The organism is Actinomyces qiguomingii, assembly GCF_004102025.1.
GTDB lineage: Bacteria > Actinomycetota > Actinomycetes > Actinomycetales > Actinomycetaceae > Actinomyces > Actinomyces qiguomingii.
Window position 1 is genome coordinate 1,248,887 of record NZ_CP025228.1, and the last position, 19,524, is coordinate 1,268,410.

A 19,524-nucleotide genomic window follows, 5' to 3' on the forward strand; every position below is an offset into this window, starting at 1 on the left:
GCAGTTATCCCACCCGAAGCCGTTGGCGCCCCCTTTGCCCTGCGCGGGAGGGTGGTTACCCCGCTGTATGTCATTGACGACGGCATGGTTGTGATCGCCGGGCGTCACATCGGCTGGGTCGGCGAGGCAGCCGAGGCGGCGCGGGCCGGTTGGGCGGACCTGCTGGGCGCCGCACGTACAGCTCCTCGGGGAGGCTACTTGCTGCCGGGCCTGGTAGATGTGCACTGCCACGGCGGCGGTGGGCAGTCATTTCCCAATGCCACTACTCCCGAGCAGGCCATGATCGCCGTTAAGGAGCACCGTCGACACGGCACGACGACCCTGGTCGCCTCCTGCGTCACTGCGGCGCCGGAGGTGCTCAGGGCCCGCGCGCGGATGCTGGCCGACCTGTGTGATGCGGGTGAACTTGCTGGGATCCATTTCGAGGGGCCATTCGTTTCCGTCGAGCGCTGCGGCGCCCAGGATCCCACCTACATCATTGATCCCGATGTCGCGCTGACCCGTGAGCTGCTCGAACTGGGACGCGGGCACGTGGTCACCATGACCATTGCGCCGGAAAAACCCCATATCACCGGCGATGACGGCGTGATCACAACCCTGATCGAGGGCGGAGCGCTGCCGTCCTTCGGTCACACCGACTCCGAGGCCGCTCCCGTGCGAGCAGGCCTCGCCGATGCCTCGGCGCGCATTGGAGCTCGCTTGGACAACGGTGAGCCGGTGCGCTCCACCCGAGTCACCGCCACCCATCTCTTCAATGGCATGCGGCCCATGCACCATCGCAGGCCGGGGCCCGTACCGGAGTTCCTGGCCGCGGCCGCACGCGGTGAATGCATCGTGGAGCTGATCGGCGACGGCCTACACGTCGCGCCTGCGATGGTGCGGGATATCTTTGAAACCCTGGGGCGGGAGAGCATCGTCCTGATCACCGATGCTATGGCCGCCGCTGGCATGCCGGACGGCGATTATGTGCTTGGCTCTCAGGCCGTCACTGTCGCCGACGGTGTCGCCCGCCTGACCGAGGGCGGCGCCATCGCTGGCGGCACGGCGCACTTGATTGATGTCGTGCGAGACACTTGGCGAGGCGGGATCGATCTGGTCGACGCGGTATTCGCCGCCTCCCGCCAGGGCGCGGAGATCCTTGGTGACGACTCCGTTGGCGCGCTCGAGCCCGGAGGGTGGGCCGATGTGGTGGTCACCGATGCCGACCTGAATCCGGTAACGGTTATACGCCGCGGTGAGCTCGTGGACTGACGCGGCCTAGAGGCAATGGGAGATACTGACCGAGAGATACAGGGGTATTCAGCCCGACAGTCCCAGCAGCCTGCGGGTGTACACGGCCTGGCCGGAGTGCTGGGCGGCGTCGTCGATGATCGAGGCCAACCGCACCGCGCGGGTGACGGGAGGCGTCCAGGTGCGGTCGATGACGTCCTCCAGCGCCTGCGGCGCCAGCGCCGCCAGGTAGTGACGGGCGAGGGCATAGGCGGCGTCAAGGTACTCGATTAGGGCATCAAGGTCGTTCACACGCACAAGCGCCGCCTGGTCGGGGGTGTGGCGCCAGTCCTCGGTGTCATCGGGCAGGGGCAGCGCGAAGCGCTCCTTGAAGCCGCCAGCGGTCCACAGCAGCTCGTCACCGGCCAGGGCGGAGATCTGCATATCGATCTCGCGGGCGGTATGCCAAGCCAACCAAGTGAGGGAGTCGATGCGTGGAGCCAGTTCGGGAGCCGGTTGAGTGTTGGCCTGCTCCACACTCACGCCCTCCAAGGCGCGGTCAAAGCGCTCGCGGGAGCGATCCAGTGAGGCCAACAACAGCTCGATGTAGGGGGCGGCGGATGCAGAAGTGGCGGCGGGCTCGCTCATGACTCCACCGTAGCCGTGGGTGGGCGGGGTGACCAGGGGCCGTGCTGAGGGACCATGCGAGGCTCTGGATAGTTGCCGGTGTGGCCTGGCCGGGCGGAGGACCCGGTGGGCAGGCCTCGGTGACGCGGTCCTGGCGAGGCGACCTCAGACACGCTGGCCGCACTGAGAACAGAAGGTGGCGTCCTCGGTCTCCAGGTATCCGCAGGAGCGGCAACGCAGCCGGACCACCTCGGCCGGGGAGCCCACTGGCCGTGAAGAGCCGCCCAGCGCCGTTTCCAAAGTGGGAATCTCTTCCAGCCGCATCTGATCCTGGGCGCCTTGCGACCGCTTCCACGGTTCGGCGTCGCGGGCCTCACCCTGGGGCGACAGCAGCACGCCGGAGCCGGCCAGCCCCTCCTTGCCGACGCGTCGGATCCACTGGCCGATCCCGATCAGGATGAAACCGGCGAGCGAGAGGGGGAAGGACCGGAACATGCGGCCGATGTTTTCGCCCGCGTCTGAAGTACCGAATCCGGAGAAGACGCTGAAGCCGACGATGAAGACGCTGAAGAACATGATCAGTCCCACGCCCTGAAGCACGGCCCCGCCGTAGTAGGCGACCTTGCGCCAGGTCGGCACGTCATAACTGCGCGGACGACCGCCGTTGTTCGTGTACGGGGACTGCTGATAGGGCGACTGCTGGTCGGGTACCGGGCTGTTAGTCATGCGAGGGCCTCCGTTTGGGGAAGGACGCTTCACTCTAACCGATGGCTCACAGAATCACGAATCGGGAACGAGGAACGAAATGGGCCGGCGCCCACGTGCAGGGTGAGGGGCACGGTCCCGGGTGGCACGGAATGCGGCAGGTCCGTGGGTTAGAGGTCGGTCAGAAGGTGAGTGCACGGTCCCGGGTGGCACAGAATGCAGCACTTTCCCTGCGCATGGGAGAGCCGACCGTGGCCAAACCCGCATGATCACGGGGAATGCCGGCACGGAGGGAATCGTTGGCTCGGGAAAGTGCTGCATTCTGTGACACCTGTTCTACGGTAGGCTCAGCGCGCCGGGAGTGAGGGGGGAGACATGAGCCTGCAGCAGCCGGTGGACGGGGATGGGTTGGCTGCGCGCGGCGGCGAAGTCGAAAGCCGCGGCGCTCTGACCACCACCGGGCCGGATGCCACCAGCTGGATGGAGGTGGTGCGCCTGCGCACGCTGCCCGCGGCCGTCGCTCCGGTCATCCTTGGAGCAGGCGCCGCCTCGGCTTTGGGGGCGGTATCCGGGCCTCGAGTCTTGCTGGCGGCGGGCGTTGCCCTAGCGCTGCAGATCGGTTCGAATCTGGCCAACGACTACTCCGATGGCGTACGCGGAACTGATGACGAGCGCACCGGTCCTCCCCGGCTGACCGCCTCCGGCCGGGTCGACCCGCGCAGGGTAAAATACGCGGCCTTCGGCTGCTTCGGCCTTGCCGGCGTGCTCGGACTCGTGCTGGTGGCCCTGGCCGGCCAGTGGTGGCTGTTGGGGGCAGGGGCGGCAGCGGTGGCGGCCGCGTGGTTCTACACCGGAGGTTCGCATCCTTACGGCTACGCCGGACTCGGTGAGGTTTTCGTCTTCATCTTCTTCGGTTTGATGGCGACTTGCGGAACCGTCTATGTGCAGGCCGGGGGCGTGCCCGGGTGGCTATGGCCTGCGGCCTGCGGCATCGGCCTGATCGCTTGTTCCCTGCTTATGGTCAACAATCTGCGTGACATTACTACCGATCCGCGCCACGGGAAGATGACACTGGCCGTGCGATTGGGGGATCGCCGCGCCCGGGGTGCCTTCGTGGTCATGGTGACGGTGCCGGTCGTACTGGCGGTCGTGGCCGTGGTGTGGGCGCGCGCTGATCTGATGGTGCGGGCACCGGGCGGCTCGTCATGGGCTTGGCCGGGCGTTATTGCACTTCTGGTAGGGGTGCTGGCAGTCATGGCCGCCCGCACGCTGCGGCCGGTGTTGTCCGGGGCGACCGGGCGCGCACTCATTCCGGCACTACGCGACGCCGGGCTGTACGAACTCGCCTATGGCGGAGCCCTGGCACTCGCATTGATCGCGGCGGCGTGAGATTGGCCTGATCGGGGCGGAAAGGTTTGCGTCGCATCATAGGAGCGCGTTAGCGTCCTGGTATGGCGAACACGCACTCGATGAACCGGACCGCTGGTAGCGCGCAGGCGCTCGCGGTCATGTGTCGTGGGTGCGTGTGTCCATGCTGCCAGGCGCTCTGAATCCGTCCCTAAGGCACGACGACGCTCTCCGCTCAACCCCGCTTCTCGAGATCCTGCCGTCCTAAAGCCCCGGTACAGCGGGCTAAGACCGTCGGTAGCCCCGCAGACGGCGGTGAGTTCCCCGCAGGGAAGCATCGACGGCGGCGCCGCGCCCCACGCCTGGCAGTATCCCCGCGAATACCCCCGCGCCCGGACACCCCTCTATCTCATCCGCCGACTCGCCTTCCTGACGCCCGCACAAATGTATTGAGGAGACCCAAATGTCCACTCCTGAGAACGCCCCCACCCCAGGCCAGGACTCCGCCGACGACGCCGCTACCGCACCCACGGAGAACGCCTCCGCCCCCGAAACCGGCGGGGTCGGACAGGCCGCGGTCGCCGGCGAAGTCACCGCCGAGAACGCCGCCGCGATCCTAGCCTCCGATGATGCCAATGAGCCCACCGAGTCAGCCAGCGCGCGCGCTCACCTGTCGCGCCGTCGCCTGCTCGCCGTTGGCGGGCTTGCCGCTGCGGCCGTAGCCGGCGGCGCCGCCTGGCTAACGCTGCGCCGCACCAACTCCGGCCTTGTAGGTGCGGCCGAACAGCTGCCGCTGGTGATCGGCGGCGACATCTGCGCCGCCCCGCTTTACGCCGCCTACCACCAGGGCTACTTCGACGACGCCGGGCTGAACGTCACCTTGGCCCGCACTCAGCGCACCGAGGACACCAAGGACGCCCTCAGCGCCGGGAAGTACATCGGCGCCCCCGGCATCTTCTTCTCCTGGTTGGAGCCCATCTACAACGGCATCAACGCCAAGCTGACCGCCGGCTTCCACTCCGGTTGCCTGCAGCTGGTGGTCAACAACGACTCTCCGATCTCCTCCTACGCGGACCTGAAGGGAGCCACCATCGGCGTCCCCTCCCTGGCCTCCTCGGCCTTCGCCTACTTCTCGATCGGCCTGGCCAAGGCCGGCATCAACGTCGACCCCGAGCACGGTGACATCACGTGGACCACCATCGACGAGGACTCCCTGGGCACACGCCTGACCAACGGCGACGTCGATGCGATCATGGGCTCGGATCCGGCCCCGCTGTTGCCCGTATTCGACGGCACAGCCCATGTGATCGAGTCCAATGATGATGAGCCCTTCTGCTGCTCAGTGGCCCTGAACGGCGATTTCGTGGCCAACCGACCCGAGGACGCCAAGGCGCTGACGGAGGCGTGGCTGAAGGGGTCGGACTACCTGGCGGCCTCGCAGGCTAACCGCCGGGAGATCGCCAAGATCGAGGTCGACAACAACTACGTGGCCGCCGAGCAGTCCCTGGTGGAGCAGGTGCTGGAGACCTATGGCTGGGAGGCCTCGGCCACTGCCTTCCGCGAGGCCATCGAACCGGGCATCGAGGACTTCAAGCTCACCGGCTATATCGACGCCGGCATTGGTGCCGCCGAGCTCGCCGACACCGTGTACACGGACCTGGGGATCAACCGGTGAGCGCCCAAGCACAGACGGATGCGGCGGCGGGGCAGCCCGTCCCCGCTGAAGACTCGGCCTCGGCCGATGCTGCTGCGACGCCGCCCGACCGCCCAGCGGCACCGCGCCCCTCCGCGGAGGCACACCGGCGCGCCCGCCTGAGCCGGCTCGCCGGGGCGGCGCTTGCCATCTGGGTCCTGTATGCCGCCGTCGTCGCGGCGGTGCCCGACGCGGCCGACGCGCGCACGGCCAGCACGACGCCGCTGCTGGCGCTGGTCGGCGCCTGGCTTGTGGCGCTGGGGGTGTGGACGGCGGTAGCCCTGGTTCGCCCGGGAACCTCCGCCGCGGGGGCACTCGCGCACCGACTGCCCTGGATCATCTTCTTTGGGGCCTGGTTCATCGTCTGGCAGCTGACCACGGTGAAGTCCGGGCTGCTGGACCCGCCCTACTTCGTCGCCCCGGAGGTGCTTATCGAGGCCTTCCTGGGCGACTGGACGCTGCTGGCGCGCTGCCTGGGCTCCTCCGCGCTGCTGTTCCTGACCGGCTACGCCGTCGGGTCGGTACTCGGCTTCGTCACGGGCCTGCTCATGGGCTGGTCGCGGAGGGCCGACTACTGGCTGCATCCGCTGCTGCAGACGGTTGGGCCGGTTCCGGCGGCTTCACTGCTGCCGCTGGCGGTGCTCATCCTGCCGACGACGTACACATCGGCTGCTTTCATTGTCGCCTTCGGGGCCTGGTTCCCCATGGCGACCATGACCCGTGCCGGTGTGCATGCGGTCCCGCGCTCATACTTCGACGTCGCCCGCACACTGGGGGCCGGCGAGTCCTTCCTGGTTCGTCGCATCGCCATTCCGGCGGCCCTGCCCGAAATGCTCACCGGATTGTTCACGGGCCTTGGCACGAGCCTGGCGGCGCTGATGACGGCGGAGTTGGTGGGGGTCGACCAGGGGCTGGCCTGGTACATCAACTGGGTTAAGGGGTGGGCCGACTACCCGCGCATGTATGTGGGCCTGGCGGTACTGATCATCTTCTGCCGCGCCTTGATGATTCTGCTGTTCAAACTGCGCTCCTCGCTGCTGGCCTGGCAGCAGAACCTGGTGAGGTGGTAACGATGACTGCTTCGACACCCTCCGCTGCCGCCGCGACTTCTGCGTCATCCCAGGCGGACACCGCGTACGCTCCCGCCACCGTCCCCACCGGCCGCGGGGCGCGGGTGCGCCTGACCGGTATCAGCCACCACTACCCGCTGCGACACGATGTAGACCACGGCTGGGTGCCGGCCCTCATGCGGTTGGTTTCTCCCGCCGCCCGTGCCCGCCACGCGGCCGAGGCCGCTAAGCCGGATCAGTTGCCGGTACTGGACGGCATCGACCTGGACATCGCGCCGGGTGAGTTTGTCTCCCTGGTGGGCCCCTCCGGCTGCGGCAAGTCCACGATCTTACGCCTGCTGTCGGGTCTGGAGATCCCCGGCCGGGGCGGTGTAGTCGTCGACGGCGAGGCCGTGACCGGCACCGCCCCCGAGCGGGCCCTGGCCTTCCAGGACGCCACGCTGCTGCCGTGGCGCACGGTGCGGGAGAACGTCGCTCTGGGTCCGCAGGCGCGCGGCCGCACGGAGCCGCGGCGGGTCGAGGCGGCGCTGGAAGTGGTGGGGCTGCGCGACTTCGCCGAGGCTTACCCGACCACGCTGTCCGGTGGTATGGCGCAGCGCGCGGCCCTGGCCCGTGCCCTGGTCAACCGTCCGCGCCTGTTCCTGCTGGATGAGCCCTTCGGCAAGCTCGACGCGCTCACCCGGCTGACCCTGCAGGATGAGATCGCCTCCCTGTGGGCCTCCCAGGGCTTCACGGCGGTGCTGGTCACCCACGACGTGGAGGAGGCGCTGCGCCTGTCCAACCGCGTCATCGTGCTCTCCGAGCGGCCCGCGCACGTGGTGGAGGACATTCGCGTGCCCGAGGGGCTGGGGAGCGACGAGGCCACTGCCGAGTTCCAGCGGTTGCGGCGCCACATCCTCGCGCTTCTGGGCCGCTGACCGGGACCACAGACGGCGCCCGCCCCGGCAGGAGAGTCGGGACGGGCGCCGTCGTCGAGAAGCGCGCGGGCTCACTCAGCGAGTGGCAGCCTCCAGGGCGAACTCCGCGTCGGGCTCGCGGGTGATGCGGTTACGCAGGTCGCGGCGCACGATCTCGATGGACCACATCCACACGATGTGGCCGAAGAACTCCGAGAAGTGCTCCGACCAGGTCTGGGCGCCATCGATCCAGGGGAAGGGGTTGGGTGCCCAGCCCAGCAGGGGCATGACGATCACGTGCGCGCCCACGTACACGAAGACGCCGAAGACGGCACCCTGCCACAGCTTGATCCGTGGGAAGTACTCGGCGGCGATGCAGTAGATCAGGCCGAAGACGATCGCGAAGCTGAAGTGCACGATGAAGGACATGATCGGCAGCTCGTTGTTGGAGAACGTGATCGTCAGGTGCGAGGTTTCCGGGGACATGCCGAACCACTCCAGCATGGCCTGGGGCGGGTTCGTGTCCGAGCGGATGCCGGGTGTGCGCGGCGGGAAGGGTACCTCCCAGCCGAACTTGACCAGGGCGGAGAAGGCGCCGGCGATCAGGCCGACGAGTGTGGCCACGCCGAGGCGGCGGCGGGACGGCTCGGTCGAGCCGAGCAGGTGGGTGATCCAGGCGGGCATGTGGGAACCTCCGGGTATTGCGGCGGGGTCGCCGCGGCGATGATGAGCAGGCGCCCTCGGCGCGTGCTCATCGGGGTCGACCAACGATTTCACGGCGTAGCGCCGGTGTCCAAGCGACCCGGCGGCGAAGGCGGGCGTCGAACTCGTCAACACAACTCCAGCAAGCGCATAGGGTAAAGGTGTGATCTACTACCAAAGGGACGATGAGCACGGCGGAACCGCACTGGGTGTTGTCAGTGCCATCCTGGCGGTCGTTCTGGTGTGTGGTCTGCGGCTGGCGGTGATGCTCTCCGCGCTCTTTGTCATTGTGGACGTGGCGGCCACGGGGGCATTCGTACTGTTGTGCTACTTCGCGGCGCTTGGAGCCGCCTGGTATGGCGCCCACCGTTTTCTGCTGTCGCCCCGGAGCGTGCAGGTGACTGAACGCGGCATGCACATTGCCAGGGACTACCTGCCCTGGCCGCGTCGGCGCGAGGAACTCCTCGTTGTCGAGAAGCGGCGTCTGGCCAGACGCCCTCACCATCGTGCCGTTTACTACACCTCGTCTGGGCGTGTACGCATACGCGGACTGGAGAATATGAAGCAGTACGACGACCCGGCCGTCGCGCGTCAGGCCGTCGAGGCTCGGCTGGAACAGGTCTGGGCGGCCTGTGAGTGGGCGCGTGCGGACGCGGCTAAGAGGCGCTGCCAGGCGGCCACGGAGCCGGGCACGGACGCTCAGAAGTAGTAGGGGAACGGCGACCAATCCGGCTCGCGGCGCTCAAGGAAGGCGTCGCGGCCCTCGGCGGCCTCGTCGGTCATGTAGGCCAGGCGGGTGGCCTCCCCGGCAAAGACCTGCTGGCCCGCCAGGCCGTCGTCGGCCAGGTTGAAGGCGTACTTGAGCATGCGGATCGCCTGCGGCGACTTGCCAGCCACGATGCGCGCATACTCCAGGGCGCGCTCCTCCAGCTCGGCATGGGGGACGGCCTCGTTGACCACGCCCCAGCGCTCGGCGGTGGCGGCGTCGTAGGTGCGGGCCAGGAAGAAGATCTCGCGGGCCCGCTTGTCCCCGACCTGCCGGGCGAGCAGGGCGGAGCCGTAGCCGGCGTCGAAGGAGCCCACGTCGGCGTCGGTCTGCTTGAAGCGGGCGTGCTCGGCGGAGGCGAGCGAGAGGTCGCAGACCACGTTCAGGGAGTGGCCGCCGCCGGCCGCCCAGCCGGAGACGGCCGCGATGACGACCTTCGGCATGGTGCGGATGAGCCGCTGCACCTCCAGGATGTGCAATCGCCCCGCCCGGGCGGCGTCCAGGCGCTCTCGCTGTGCGGCGACGGCGGCGTAGTGGTTGTCGGTAGGCGCGGCCTCGCTAACGGGGGAAGCATGCTCGACGTCGTCGCCCGCCTTCTCGTACAGGTAGCCGTCCCGGCCGCGCACCCGCTGGTCGCCGCCGGAGCAGAATCCCCAACCGCCGTCCTTGGGGGAGGGGCCGTTGCCGGTGAGGATGACGGCACCGACGTCGCCGCTCATGCGCGCGTGGTCCAGGACCCGGTACAGCTCGTCGACGGTGTGCGGGCGGAAGGCGTTGCGCAACTCGGGGCGGTCTAGCGCCACCCGCGCCACCGGCAGGTCGCGCACCCAGGCGCCGTCGGCGTCGCGCTCGCAGCCGCGGTGGTAGGTGACGTCGGTGAGCGCGCCCGGGCCGTCGCCGCGGTTGGCGAATCCGGCGACGTCGCGCCAGCAGAGAGGATCGAAGATCTCCGAGACCCGCTGCGGCAGCGGGTGGGGCGACGATGCGGTGGGGCAGTGGTCGGTCATGCACACAGGGTAAGGGTGCGGCGTACCGATCTTGTCAGCCGGTGATGTAGGCGGCCATGAGTTCGGTGCGCGAGTTGTAGCCGAGCTCGCGGAGCACATCTGACACGTAAAGGCGGACCGTGTTCTGTGAGAGGTTCAGGCGAGTCGCAATCCGTTTGTTGGTCAAGCCCTGCAACAGGCAGGCGTGGACTGCTTGGAGGTGCGGCGGCAGCTTCTCGACTGCGGCCTGCACCTGCCGCACGGCATCGCTCCGGTCCTGCTGCACCCGGTAGGCCTCGACGAGCAGCTCGGTGGGGCGGGTGGACATGACGGGCTCGCCCCGGGCGGCGCGTACCAGGGCGTGGGCGACCGCCTCCGGTGGCTCGTCCTTGGTTATGAATCCGCTGACTCCCTCGGCAAGGGCATCTCTGAGGGCGTCCTCACGCCGAAATACGGTGAACATGACGACCGCGATGCCGGGATGGCTCTGAATGATGGCGCGCGCGGTTTGGGGGCCGCTCAGCCCGGGCATGTCGATGTCGACGAGGGCCACGTCGATCTCCAGATTGCCGCGGCTCAGCAGCTCCAGTGCGGTCATCCCGTTCTCGGCGGTGGCGACGACGGCGACGGTCGGCTGCGCATCGATCTGCTCGGCGAATACGGTGCGGATGAGCGGATCGTCGTCCACGATCATGATCCGCAGCGATGGGGTTACGTCAGACATGGGACGCTCCCGTGCGTTCCGGCAGTTCGGTGCTGTCGGGATTCTCAGTATGGAGTGAGGATGGGGCGATCGGGATGGTTGCCAGGACGGTCCAAGACTCACCCACCCTACTGGCGACGAGTTCGCCACCGGCCTTCTCGAAACGGCTCGCCAGGGTGGACAGGCCGTGTCCGCCGTGGAGTTCGGTGGGGACTTCACGGTCGCGCCAGGGCGCGGTGAAGGTGATCGCCAGGTGTTCCTCGGTCGGCTCGACTACCAGCGAGAGCAGATCGCCGTCGTCGCTGTACTTGAGTGCATTGACGGTGCACTCGCGAATGAGTGCCTCGAGCAATCGAACCGCCTGCGGACCGTACCGTGGTAGGAGGCGTTCGACGTCCACGAGATCCGCGTCCAGGGTAATGGAACGCTGCGCAAGTGCCTTCCTGCTGGTGTCGATGAGTTCGGGTATGGTGGGTTCTTCGGCCTGGGAAGGCGGGGATGTCGCGAGGCTGTCGATGAGCGCGCGCAGGTGAACGAGCGACTTCCGCGCGTTCGCCTCGACGGCGGCGGCCTCGGAATCGTGCTCCGGGACCGCCTCCCGCAGCCGGCGAGTCAGGATCAGGAGGTGAGTCAGGTCCGCAGCGAGGTCGTCGTGCAGGGTGTCGGCCATGTCACGGCGCAGTTGGCGGTTGAGCGTATCGGCCGCCTCGCGAGACGCCTTGGCCTCCCGCTCAAGTGCATTCATTCGCCCGCCTGCCCATTGGAGTAGCAGCCCCACACCGGCGCAGATCACCGCCCAGAGCGCCATTGGAGCGAGGATCTCCGAGGGTGCATCTGCCCATGGGAGTTGGGTGATGTGGACGGTGAGGAAGACCGCGACGGCGACGAGTACTCGTCGCCGCGCAATGAGGTCAATCACCACCACGTAGGCGAGAACTGGTGTCCAAACGAGGTATGCGTCAGGGAGTAAAAGGGGCTCTTCCGGTTTGAGGGCGTGGTGCTGGAGTCCGGGGTGACATCGGGCGCGGTGAGGCCTGCCCGCCCACGCAGCTGACTTTTGGTGCCGAGTCCCGCACGTAGCGCCCCAAAGTGTCCAGGATCGGCACAAAGGCCGTTAACGATCGCTAGGTCCGTCTCTGAAACCGCATGATTCCAACGTTTTACCCACGGTCTCCGGAAACGTCGGAGTCGTTTGTGCCGAACTCGGACATTCCGTCCCACGGCGCGGCGCCCGAGGCGCGCAACCTGCCCGGCTCACAGTGCTCCCGCACACGCCAACCGCTCGACCCGGCTAGCCTGTGCCCATGACGCTCATGACGCCCAGTCCCCAAACCGTCTCGGATCCCGCCGATCGTATGGTCATCGCGCGCTCGGCTGGCGGTGGCCGCGTCGACTCCGAGACTGGTCGTCTGCGGGAGGTCATCGTCCATCGTCCCGGGCGGGAGATCGCCCGCATCACGCCGATCAACGCCGATTCCCTGCTGTTCGACGACGCCCTGAACATCGCTCGCGCCCAGGCCGAGCACGACGCCTTCACCGCGATCCTGCGCGCCGAGGGTGTGATCGTTCACGACTTCCGCGACCTGCTCACTGAGACCCTCGCCGTCCCCGAGGCCCGCCACTTGGTCTTGGAGGAGACGGTCGGCCCGCAGGCGGTCGGCGTGTCCACCTCCGAGGTGCTCATCGACTTCCTGGGCGGCCTGCCCGACGCCGAGCTGGCCGAGGTTCTCCTGGCCGGCATCACCCGCAATGAGCTGCGTGAGCGCCTGGATCCCGCCGATGCCGCCACCCTGTTCGCCACCACCTACCTGTCCACCCTGGAGGGGCAGTTCGTGGTCACCCCCCTGCCCAACCACTTGTTCACCCGCGATACCTCCGCCTGGCTGTACGGCGGCGTGTCCGTTAACACCATGGCGCTCGCCCCGCGCCGCCGCGAGGCCGTCAACTACGAGGCCGTTTACCGCTTCCACCCCGCCTTCGCCAGCCGAGTCGGCGCCGTCTCGAGCGGGGTAGGGGCGACGTCGTCGGACCGGGCGCCGGGTGAGCGCGGCCCGCTGTGGGTGGAGCCGCACGGCGCCTCCCCGGCTACCGTCGAGGGCGGTGACTTCCAGGTGCTGGGCAACCGCACCCTGGTTATGGGGCTCACCCACCGATCCAGCGCGGCCGGCGTGGAGCGCCTGGCCACTCGGCTCTTCGCCGACGGCGTCGCCGACCGGGTCATCGGCATCCACATGCCCGACCGCGCCTTCTACACCGAACTCGACGCCGTCATGCACCTGGACACCCTCATGACCATGGTCGCCCCGGACACCTACCTGCGCTTCTCCGGCTTCAACGACGTCACCACGGTGGAGATCGAGCCCGGCGCCAACCACGGCTCCAGCAAGGGCTCCGCCCTGCGGGTGACCGTCCATGACGGCGGCGACATGGACGCCGTCCTGGCCCGGGCCGCCGGCATCGACGCCTTCAAGGTGATCAGCCCCGACATGTCCGACGAGGCAGAGGCGCTGCGCGAACTGTCCCGCGACTCCTGCAACGTCGTCGCCCTGGCGCCCGGGCGGGTCATCGGCTACGCCCACAACCAGAGTGCCAACGACGTGCTGCGTCGGGCGGGCGTGGAGGTCATCGAGACCCCCGGCGTGGAGTTGGTGCGCGGCCGCGGCGGCGCCCACTGCATGACCTGCCCGGTCACGCGCGATTGAGCCGAGTGACGCCGAGCTTGCTCGGGTGTCCGAGGCGATTGAGTCGCGTGAGAGGCCTTGCCGTACACCCGCGACGCCGCCTGAGGCGGCCGGAGGGCAAGAGGCCTGCCCGCCGCCACCGCCGTGGTCCCACGGCTACTGCGAGCTTTTGTATCCCGGTGTATGGGAATTCGCCTCACACCAGGGTACAAAAGCTCGTACCAGACGGATTAGGCGTGTAGTCGCTTGATAATCGCGGTGTGCGCGGCTGCCACCGGCCGAGCATGCCCTACGATCGTCCCCTGAGCTCACGCCTCGAAAGGACCCCCGTATGCCCGCCGCCATCCCCGCCCCCGACCCCGCCGTCCTCGCCTCGCTGAGGGGCCGCAGCTTCCTGCGTGAGCTCGACTTCACGCCGCAGGAATGGATGACGCTGATCGGCCTGGCGGCGCAGCTGAAGGCCGACAAGCGGGCCGGGCGGGAGGCCCAGCACCTGGCTGGCAAGAACATCGCCCTGATCTTCGAGAAGACCTCCACCCGCACCCGCTGCTCCTTCGAGGTCGGCGCCCACGACCAGGGCGCCCACACCACCTACCTGGACCCCTCCGGCTCCCAGATCGGGCACAAGGAGTCCGTGGCGGACACTGCCCGGGTGCTGGGACGTATGTTCGACGGCATCGAGTACCGGGGTGACAGTCAGGCCAAGGTCGCCCAGCTCGCCGAGCTGTCGGGCGTGCCCGTCTGGAACGGGCTCACCGACGACTGGCACCCCACCCAGATGCTGTGCGACTGCCTGACCATGCTGGAGCACACCGACAAGCCCGCGGGCGAGATCGCCTACGCCTACATCGGCGACGCCCGCTTCAACATGGGCCGCTCCCTGCTGGTGGCCGGCGCCCTGCTCGGCGCCGACGTGCGCATCGTCGCCCCCAAGGAGCTGTGGCCCGACGACGAGTGCGTCGCCGCCGCCCAGGCCGTGGCCGCCGACACCGGCGCCCGCATCAAGCTCACCGAGTCCGTGGACGAGGGTGTGGCCGGGGTGGACTTCGTGCACACCGACATCTGGGTTTCCATGGGGGAGCCCAAGGACGTCTGGGAGCAGCGCATCGAGCTGCTGCGCGACTACCAGGTTAATGCCGCCCTGATGGCCAAGGCCGGGGAGCAGGCCAGGTTCATGCACTGCCTGCCCTCCTACCACAACCGTGAGACCACGATCGGGGAGGAGATCTATCAGGCCACCGGCATGGACGGCCTGGAGGTCACCGAGGACGTCTTCGAGTCCGAGGCCTCCATCGTCTTCGACCAGGCCGAGAACCGCATGCACACCATTAAGGCCGTCATGGTCGCCACCCTCGGCGCCCCGGCGACGACGGCGGGCTGAGCCGACGCCAGCCAGTTGGCTATACCGTCTGGCCGACCTCTGCGGCGCGCGGGTAGCCGATCGGCGGATTGACGACTAGGTGTGGGGTGACCCACACTTGACGAGTCATCGTTGTTCCCAACCCACCCAACCCGCATCCATTCACCAACAGCACCCTCATCATGGGGTCTTCTCCGAGGTCCCGATGAAACGTCAATCCACCATCCGCACCCTGCACGTTGTTGTCGCGTCTCTCGTGCTGGCTGTAGCCACACTGGTTGCTTCGCCGTCCGCTCAGGCCCTTCCCTACAGAGAATGCAATAACGGGTGGACCTATAATGTCGAGGTGGTCGGCGGAGGTGGTTCGGCCGTGTATGTACCCGCATATTCGGCCAATGGTGCGAGCACCCGGAATTGTTGGCTCGAGCGCACTACTTCCACGCGTGTGCGTCAAGAGGTTAGAAGGCTTCAGTATGGCCTTCAGAATTCTGGACAGAGCCTGTATGCCGATGGAATATTCGGCAATATTACTCGGACGGCGGTCGTCAACGTGCAGGCGAAGAACAGGCTTCCTGCTGATGGTGTGTATGGCCCGCGCACTGGTTCGGTTATTACGTGGTGCTACTGGTACGATAGAAAACAGTGGTGCGGCCGTTGGGTCTGAACAAAGGAGTGTGGTGCCCTCGTGTCTGATCGTTGCTCCAGAGCGGTCCGGATTCGCTTCGCGGCCCTCCTTGCCACTTTCCTTGTGCTCGCGTCCTGCGCCGAGGGTGGGTCTCAGGCCCATGACACTGGCGCTGAGGTGGGGGGCGGGGGTGTGCCCGCCTATCAGGCATCGGCCACGCCCGCACCGAGCGAGGTGCTCGGGGTGGTCAAGGATCCGCTGACCTGGTCGCTGCCCTTCGATCGTGTGCTCGACGGGAGTCTTACCCGGCTGGAGCTTCATGCAAGCGACCTGCTGGTTGACCGGTGCATGGCGGAGGCTGGAATAGATGACTATGAAGTTATGAATAGCTCCGCGGTTCCATTCCCCGAGACCTCGCCGCACGGGAACGCGACGTTGTTCAACGTGGCGATCGCCCAGAAGTACGGCTACCGGATGGCGCCCGATCCTTCATACAAGATTTCCTGGGAGAAAATCGATCTCCAGGGCGGCGGCTATTACGACGACAAACCGGAGTCTTTCAAGAACCAATGGTACGACTGCCTGGACGAGGTCCAGTTGCAGCTTCACGGGCCCTCCCCAACCGAGTACCTAGAGGTTGACGAGAATGGACCCATTCCAATCGAGTCCCAACTCAACCGGTTCTTCGTAGACACTTCGGGGTCGCAGTTGCGGGAGGCCGCAGAACAGTGGCGCACCTGCATGGCGCCGCAAGGTATCGCCGACCTTCCCGAAGAGCCTTGGGAGGCGGGAACGCTACAACTTCCCGAGTCGCTTATGACGAGGCTCGACTATCAACCGACCGGCGATCCCTCCGCGGATGAGATCGCGGTTGCCACTGCGGACGCGCAGTGCCGGGAGTCCTCGGGCTGGACTAGGCTGCTGTACGAGGCGACGTGGGACCAGCAGGCGGCATTCGTCGCCGCCAATGAAACGGAGATCAACAGCATCGTGGCCGGCAACGAGGCCGAGGCGGAGCGCATGCGTTCCATCATTATCGAGGCCGGCGGAACGCCGTGAGTCGGTTACGCAGGTCTCTGCTCATATCCGCCCTTCTGGTAGGTGCCGTGATGCTCGTCGTCGGTACGTGGCTCGTGGCCGCCCGTGTCCAGTCACCGGCTCAGCGGGAGGCGGCCGCGGCGCCGCCGGCGGCCAGACCGGTCACCGTCGCGGTGACGCGGGGCGACCTCACCGAGCAGACCACCATTCTTGCGACCGCGGTTCGTTCCGAGAACGTAACTGTCGCCGTTCCAACCCCGACCGAGGGACAGGGCGTGGTCACCCGCTCGGCTGCGGCCGCTGGCCATTCGGTATCCTCGGGCAGCGTGGTCATCTGGGTCAACAGCCGCCCGGTGATCGCACTCAAGGGCGAGTTCGCCCTCTACCGCGACCTGTACCTGGGAGCCCGGGGCGACGACGTCCGCATGATCCAGCAGGCCCTGGCCGACCTCGGCTACGCCGTCAGCGCGGACGGGGAACTCGGGACGGCAACCGCCGCCGCCATCCGCGAGTTGTACCGGAGTGCCGGAGCCCAGTCCCCGCAGGACTCCGATGAGTCACCCACTGGCGCTGTCGCCGCCGAGCCCGCGCCCTCCGCGGAGCCGACGGCGGCCGCCTCCCAGGCACGGTCGACCCTTGTACTGTCCGCCTCAGAGGTCATGATTGTGCCGACGCTCCCCGCGGTTCTCACCTCGGTCCCCACGACCGGTACCGCAGTGGACGGCAAGGCCGCGGCAACGTTCAGCGCCCAGGAGATCACGCTCACGGCCACGGTGCCACCGGCCATACAGGCGCGGCTGACGTCTGGTCTGGCCGGCACTGCCAGTCTTCAAGGACAGTCCGCGGATATGCCGATCGACGTCGCCGTGGCACAGGTGAATTCCCCGCAGCAGAACGACTCGGCGAAGACCCAGCAGGATCCGGAGGAGGACGCCGACTCCGCCAAGGCCTCCGTGATCCTGCGGTCGAGCAGTGGCCAGATCCCTGACGAGTGGGTGGGGCGCAGCGATATCTTAATCACCCTCAACCTCTCTGAGCCGGTGCGTGATGCGTTACTGGTCCCGCAGCGAGCCATCTCCGCCGACATCAAAGGAGTGACCAGCGTTCTGGTTGAGCAGAAGGACGGTTCCTTCACGCAAGTGGTGGTGACTGAGTTTGGATGCGTCGCGGGCACCTGCGCCGTGGACGCCGAGGGCGGCACCCTCACCGAGGACATGAGCGTACGGGTCGATGGCTGAGCTACGGCTGCGCGGCGTCGGGAAGATTTACGGAGGTGAAGTGCCCCTTGAAGCGCTCCGCGACGTCACACTGACCATCCGTCAGGGCGAGTTCATCTCGATCCAGGGGCCGTCGGGGGCCGGTAAATCCACTCTGCTCAACCAGCTGGCACTGCTGGACACCCCGACCAGCGGCGATTACCGAATCAACGACGTCGACGTGGGCAGGCTGAGCGAGTGCAGGCGTGCCACGGTGAGATCGGAGAACTTCGCCTTCGTCTTCCAGTCCTTCCACCTGCTCAAGGGACGCAGCTTGGTGGAGAACGTCGCCCTCGGCCTGCTGTATCGGGGCCTGGACCGACAGCGGAGAGTTGACACCGCCCAGGAGGCACTCGCATTCGTCGGGTTGCAGCACAAGCGCTCGCAGAAGGTGGAGAAACTCTCGGGTGGAGAGCGCCAGCGCGCCGCCATTGCCAGAGCCGTCGCCTCGGGTGCACCGGTCATCGTCGCCGATGAGCCCACCGGCAACCTGGATTCGCGCAGCAGCGAGCAGATCATGGAATTGCTCGCGCAGCTGAACCGGCGGGGTGCCACGGTCATCGTGGTCACTCACGACGACCATGTCGCCTCCTACGCCTCGCGGCATCTGCGGGTCGTGGACGGCCGGGTGGAGGAGCTCAACCGAACCGCACCACATGCTTCCGAGAAGGAACCTTCCGCGATGCGCGGGCGCGCTTCCCGCCTGCGGTTGCCCGACGCCTTGAGCGACGTATGGCACGGCCTGCGTGCCCGACGAGCGCGCTCGGCGGCCCTGGTCGCTTGCATCACCCTGGCAGTGGCGCTGGCGACGACGACTACCGGGCTGTCCACCACCGCGCGATTCCAGGTGTCCGACGTGTTCGACTCCAGACGCAACCAACTCGTCGGCTTGGCGGCCGCCACCACCGATGTCTCGGCTGCCGAGCAGGCCCTGTCCGCAGACTCCGCTGCGCGTATCCGAGACCTGGCCGGTGTGCGCGACTTTGCCGTACTCGCTACCCACTCGTCGGTCGAGGTCGCGTCGCGCCCCTCCGCGACCACCACTCCGCTTCAGCTCATCGGTAACGTATCGGAGGCACTTCCACAATCACTGTTTACGGTCACCTCCCCGCAGCCCCTGTCCGCGCTGGGCGAGGATGAGGCCATCCTCGGCTCGCACGCAGCCCAGAGCCTGCAGATCGGCCCCCTAATCGCTTCACCGGTGATATGGCTGGACGGGAGGCCCCGGGTCGTCGTCGGAATCCTCACTGATGCGGGCCTAGACGTCGGCCTGCTTGACTCGGTCATCGTGCCCGAATCCGAGGCCGTCTCCTATTCGCAGCCCCAGTACGCCTCGGTCAAGCTGCGGGTCGCCCCCGGAGCCGCCCAACAGGTGGCCCAGCAGGCGCCCGTCGCCTGGATCCCCAGTGCGCCGCAGTCCGTGACCGTCGATGCCCCGCCGGATCCGATGACACTCCGGGCGGAGGTGGAGGACTCCATTCGAGCCGTCCTGTACACCCTCACCGCCGTCGCCGCGATCGCCGCCCTCACACTGGTCACCGCCCTCATGATCTCTACGGTCATGGAACGCACCGGAGAGATCGGGCTGCGTCGTGCCATGGGGGCCAGGCGCGTCCACATCCGCTTCCTCATCGCCGCCGAGGCGACTGTTGCCGGGCTGCTCGGGGGAGTCGCGGGCGTCTACCTCGGCATGATGTCGATCCTAGTCATCACCATAGGCAGGGGTTGGCAGCCCGTCATGGACTGGGACAGTGTGCCACTTGGCATTGCGGGAGGCCTCGGCGTCAGCCTCCTTGGAGCCGTCTTCGCCACGCGCCGTGCAGCCGGCATAGAACCCGCAGAGGCGCTCCACCATTGACC

18 protein-coding genes are annotated in these 19,524 nt (G+C 67.5%); 12 read left to right on the top strand and 6 right to left on the bottom strand.

Translation table 11 applies throughout. The annotated features are described in order from the left end of the window. Nucleotides 1–84 precede the first annotated feature (84 nt). Entirely contained in the window at nt 85–1,251 is a 1,167-nt protein-coding gene (locus CWT10_RS05105) for an N-acetylglucosamine-6-phosphate deacetylase (RefSeq protein ID WP_233188295.1), read from the top strand. A 48-nt stretch (nt 1,252–1,299) separates the two neighbouring features. Here the strand turns inward: CWT10_RS05105 and CWT10_RS05110 are convergent, their stop codons facing one another. Then, the gene (locus CWT10_RS05110) at nt 1,300–1,857 is read right to left on the bottom strand and encodes a mycothiol transferase (RefSeq protein ID WP_103063903.1); all 558 of its coding nucleotides are present in this window, start codon (nt 1,855–1,857) and stop codon (nt 1,300–1,302) included. A gap of 144 nt (nt 1,858–2,001) precedes the next feature. Beyond that, nucleotides 2,002–2,562: a zinc ribbon domain-containing protein gene (locus CWT10_RS05115; RefSeq protein WP_174721936.1), complete on the bottom strand. Its 561-nt coding sequence runs from the start codon at nt 2,560–2,562 to the stop codon at nt 2,002–2,004. A gap of 459 nt (nt 2,563–3,021) precedes the next feature. Between CWT10_RS05115 and CWT10_RS05120 the strand changes: the two genes are divergently transcribed. The 4 genes from CWT10_RS05120 to CWT10_RS05135 all read left to right on the top strand — a co-directional run bounded on the left by CWT10_RS05120 (nt 3,022) and on the right by CWT10_RS05135 (nt 7,568). After that, nucleotides 3,022–3,930: a 1,4-dihydroxy-2-naphthoate polyprenyltransferase gene (locus CWT10_RS05120; protein WP_233188293.1), complete on the top strand. Its 909-nt coding sequence runs from the start codon at nt 3,022–3,024 to the stop codon at nt 3,928–3,930. Nucleotides 3,931–4,351: 421 nt separating this feature from the next. Then, nucleotides 4,352–5,563, top strand: a complete 1,212-nt coding sequence (locus CWT10_RS05125; protein WP_103063901.1) for an ABC transporter substrate-binding protein — start codon at nt 4,352–4,354, stop codon at nt 5,561–5,563. After that, nucleotides 5,560–6,651, top strand: a complete 1,092-nt coding sequence (locus tag CWT10_RS05130; RefSeq protein WP_174721937.1) for an ABC transporter permease — start codon at nt 5,560–5,562, stop codon at nt 6,649–6,651. The genes CWT10_RS05125 and CWT10_RS05130 overlap by 4 nt, the downstream gene beginning before the upstream one ends. A 2-nt stretch (nt 6,652–6,653) precedes the next feature. Further along, the gene (locus tag CWT10_RS05135; protein WP_103063900.1) at nt 6,654–7,568 is read left to right on the top strand and encodes an ABC transporter ATP-binding protein; all 915 of its coding nucleotides are present in this window, start codon (nt 6,654–6,656) and stop codon (nt 7,566–7,568) included. 75 nt (nt 7,569–7,643) lie between these two features. On the opposite strand, the gene CWT10_RS05140 is transcribed toward CWT10_RS05135, so the two are convergent. Further along, nucleotides 7,644–8,231: a YagU family protein gene (locus CWT10_RS05140; RefSeq protein ID WP_103063899.1), complete on the bottom strand. Its 588-nt coding sequence runs from the start codon at nt 8,229–8,231 to the stop codon at nt 7,644–7,646. A 181-nt stretch (nt 8,232–8,412) separates the two neighbouring features. Here CWT10_RS05140 and CWT10_RS05145 point away from each other — a divergent pair, with 181 nt between their 5' ends. Then, nucleotides 8,413–8,958, top strand: coding sequence for a hypothetical protein (locus CWT10_RS05145; protein WP_103063898.1), 546 nt, complete (start codon nt 8,413–8,415; stop codon nt 8,956–8,958). Here CWT10_RS05145 and CWT10_RS05150 read toward each other — a convergent pair. From CWT10_RS05150 to CWT10_RS05160, 3 genes are read right to left on the bottom strand one after another with little or no spacing between them, the layout of a single operon-like run. Then, entirely contained in the window at nt 8,949–10,022 is a 1,074-nt protein-coding gene (locus CWT10_RS05150; protein ID WP_233188283.1) for a 1,4-dihydroxy-2-naphthoyl-CoA synthase, read from the bottom strand. The two genes, CWT10_RS05145 and CWT10_RS05150, sit on opposite strands and share 10 nt — an antisense overlap. A gap of 34 nt (nt 10,023–10,056) precedes the next feature. Then, nucleotides 10,057–10,725, bottom strand: coding sequence for a response regulator (locus CWT10_RS05155; protein WP_103063896.1), 669 nt, complete (start codon nt 10,723–10,725; stop codon nt 10,057–10,059). After that, entirely contained in the window at nt 10,718–11,623 is a 906-nt protein-coding gene (locus CWT10_RS05160) for a sensor histidine kinase (RefSeq protein ID WP_128683293.1), read from the bottom strand. Before CWT10_RS05160 ends, CWT10_RS05155 begins: the two co-directional genes overlap by 8 nt. Nucleotides 11,624–12,017: 394 nt before the next feature. Between CWT10_RS05160 and CWT10_RS05165 the strand changes: the two genes are divergently transcribed. From CWT10_RS05165 to CWT10_RS05190, 6 genes are all read left to right on the top strand, one after another. Continuing rightward, entirely contained in the window at nt 12,018–13,406 is a 1,389-nt protein-coding gene (locus tag CWT10_RS05165; RefSeq protein WP_103063894.1) for an arginine deiminase, read from the top strand. 310 nt (nt 13,407–13,716) lie between these two features. Beyond that, nucleotides 13,717–14,766: an ornithine carbamoyltransferase gene (gene argF / locus CWT10_RS05170; protein WP_103063893.1), complete on the top strand. Its 1,050-nt coding sequence runs from the start codon at nt 13,717–13,719 to the stop codon at nt 14,764–14,766. A gap of 184 nt (nt 14,767–14,950) precedes the next feature. Continuing rightward, nucleotides 14,951–15,409 (top strand): peptidoglycan-binding domain-containing protein, encoded by a 459-nt coding sequence (locus tag CWT10_RS17900; protein ID WP_103063892.1) that lies wholly within the window; start codon nt 14,951–14,953, stop codon nt 15,407–15,409. A gap of 153 nt (nt 15,410–15,562) precedes the next feature. Next, nucleotides 15,563–16,429, top strand: coding sequence for a hypothetical protein (locus tag CWT10_RS05180; protein WP_128683294.1), 867 nt, complete (start codon nt 15,563–15,565; stop codon nt 16,427–16,429). After that, entirely contained in the window at nt 16,426–17,646 is a 1,221-nt protein-coding gene (locus CWT10_RS05185; RefSeq protein WP_128683295.1) for a peptidoglycan-binding domain-containing protein, read from the top strand. The genes CWT10_RS05180 and CWT10_RS05185 overlap by 4 nt, the downstream gene beginning before the upstream one ends. Next, entirely contained in the window at nt 17,639–19,522 is a 1,884-nt protein-coding gene (locus tag CWT10_RS05190) for an ABC transporter ATP-binding protein/permease (protein WP_103063889.1), read from the top strand. The genes CWT10_RS05185 and CWT10_RS05190 overlap by 8 nt, the downstream gene beginning before the upstream one ends. Nucleotides 19,523–19,524 lie beyond the last annotated feature (2 nt).

What these genes read in the sequence shown, in the direction of transcription:
- CWT10_RS05190 (WP_103063889.1), top strand. Translation starts at nt 17,639, where the DNA reads ATGGCTGAGCTACGGCTGCGCGGCGTCGGGAAGATTTACGGAGGTGAA.
- CWT10_RS05125 (WP_103063901.1), top strand. Translation starts at nt 4,352, where the DNA reads ATGTCCACTCCTGAGAACGCCCCCACCCCAGGCCAGGACTCCGCCGAC.
- CWT10_RS05110 (WP_103063903.1), bottom strand. Translation starts at nt 1,857, where the DNA reads ATGAGCGAGCCCGCCGCCACTTCTGCATCCGCCGCCCCCTACATCGAG.
- CWT10_RS05155 (WP_103063896.1), bottom strand. Translation starts at nt 10,725, where the DNA reads ATGTCTGACGTAACCCCATCGCTGCGGATCATGATCGTGGACGACGAT.
- CWT10_RS05120 (WP_233188293.1), top strand. Translation starts at nt 3,022, where the DNA reads ATGGAGGTGGTGCGCCTGCGCACGCTGCCCGCGGCCGTCGCTCCGGTC.
- CWT10_RS05115 (WP_174721936.1), bottom strand. Translation starts at nt 2,562, where the DNA reads ATGACTAACAGCCCGGTACCCGACCAGCAGTCGCCCTATCAGCAGTCC.
- CWT10_RS05135 (WP_103063900.1), top strand. Translation starts at nt 6,654, where the DNA reads ATGACTGCTTCGACACCCTCCGCTGCCGCCGCGACTTCTGCGTCATCC.
- CWT10_RS17900 (WP_103063892.1), top strand. Translation starts at nt 14,951, where the DNA reads ATGAAACGTCAATCCACCATCCGCACCCTGCACGTTGTTGTCGCGTCT.
- CWT10_RS05105 (WP_233188295.1), top strand. Translation starts at nt 85, where the DNA reads ATGGTTGTGATCGCCGGGCGTCACATCGGCTGGGTCGGCGAGGCAGCC.
- CWT10_RS05140 (WP_103063899.1), bottom strand. Translation starts at nt 8,231, where the DNA reads ATGCCCGCCTGGATCACCCACCTGCTCGGCTCGACCGAGCCGTCCCGC.
- CWT10_RS05165 (WP_103063894.1), top strand. Translation starts at nt 12,018, where the DNA reads ATGACGCCCAGTCCCCAAACCGTCTCGGATCCCGCCGATCGTATGGTC.
- argF (WP_103063893.1), top strand. Translation starts at nt 13,717, where the DNA reads ATGCCCGCCGCCATCCCCGCCCCCGACCCCGCCGTCCTCGCCTCGCTG.
- CWT10_RS05150 (WP_233188283.1), bottom strand. Translation starts at nt 10,022, where the DNA reads ATGACCGACCACTGCCCCACCGCATCGTCGCCCCACCCGCTGCCGCAG.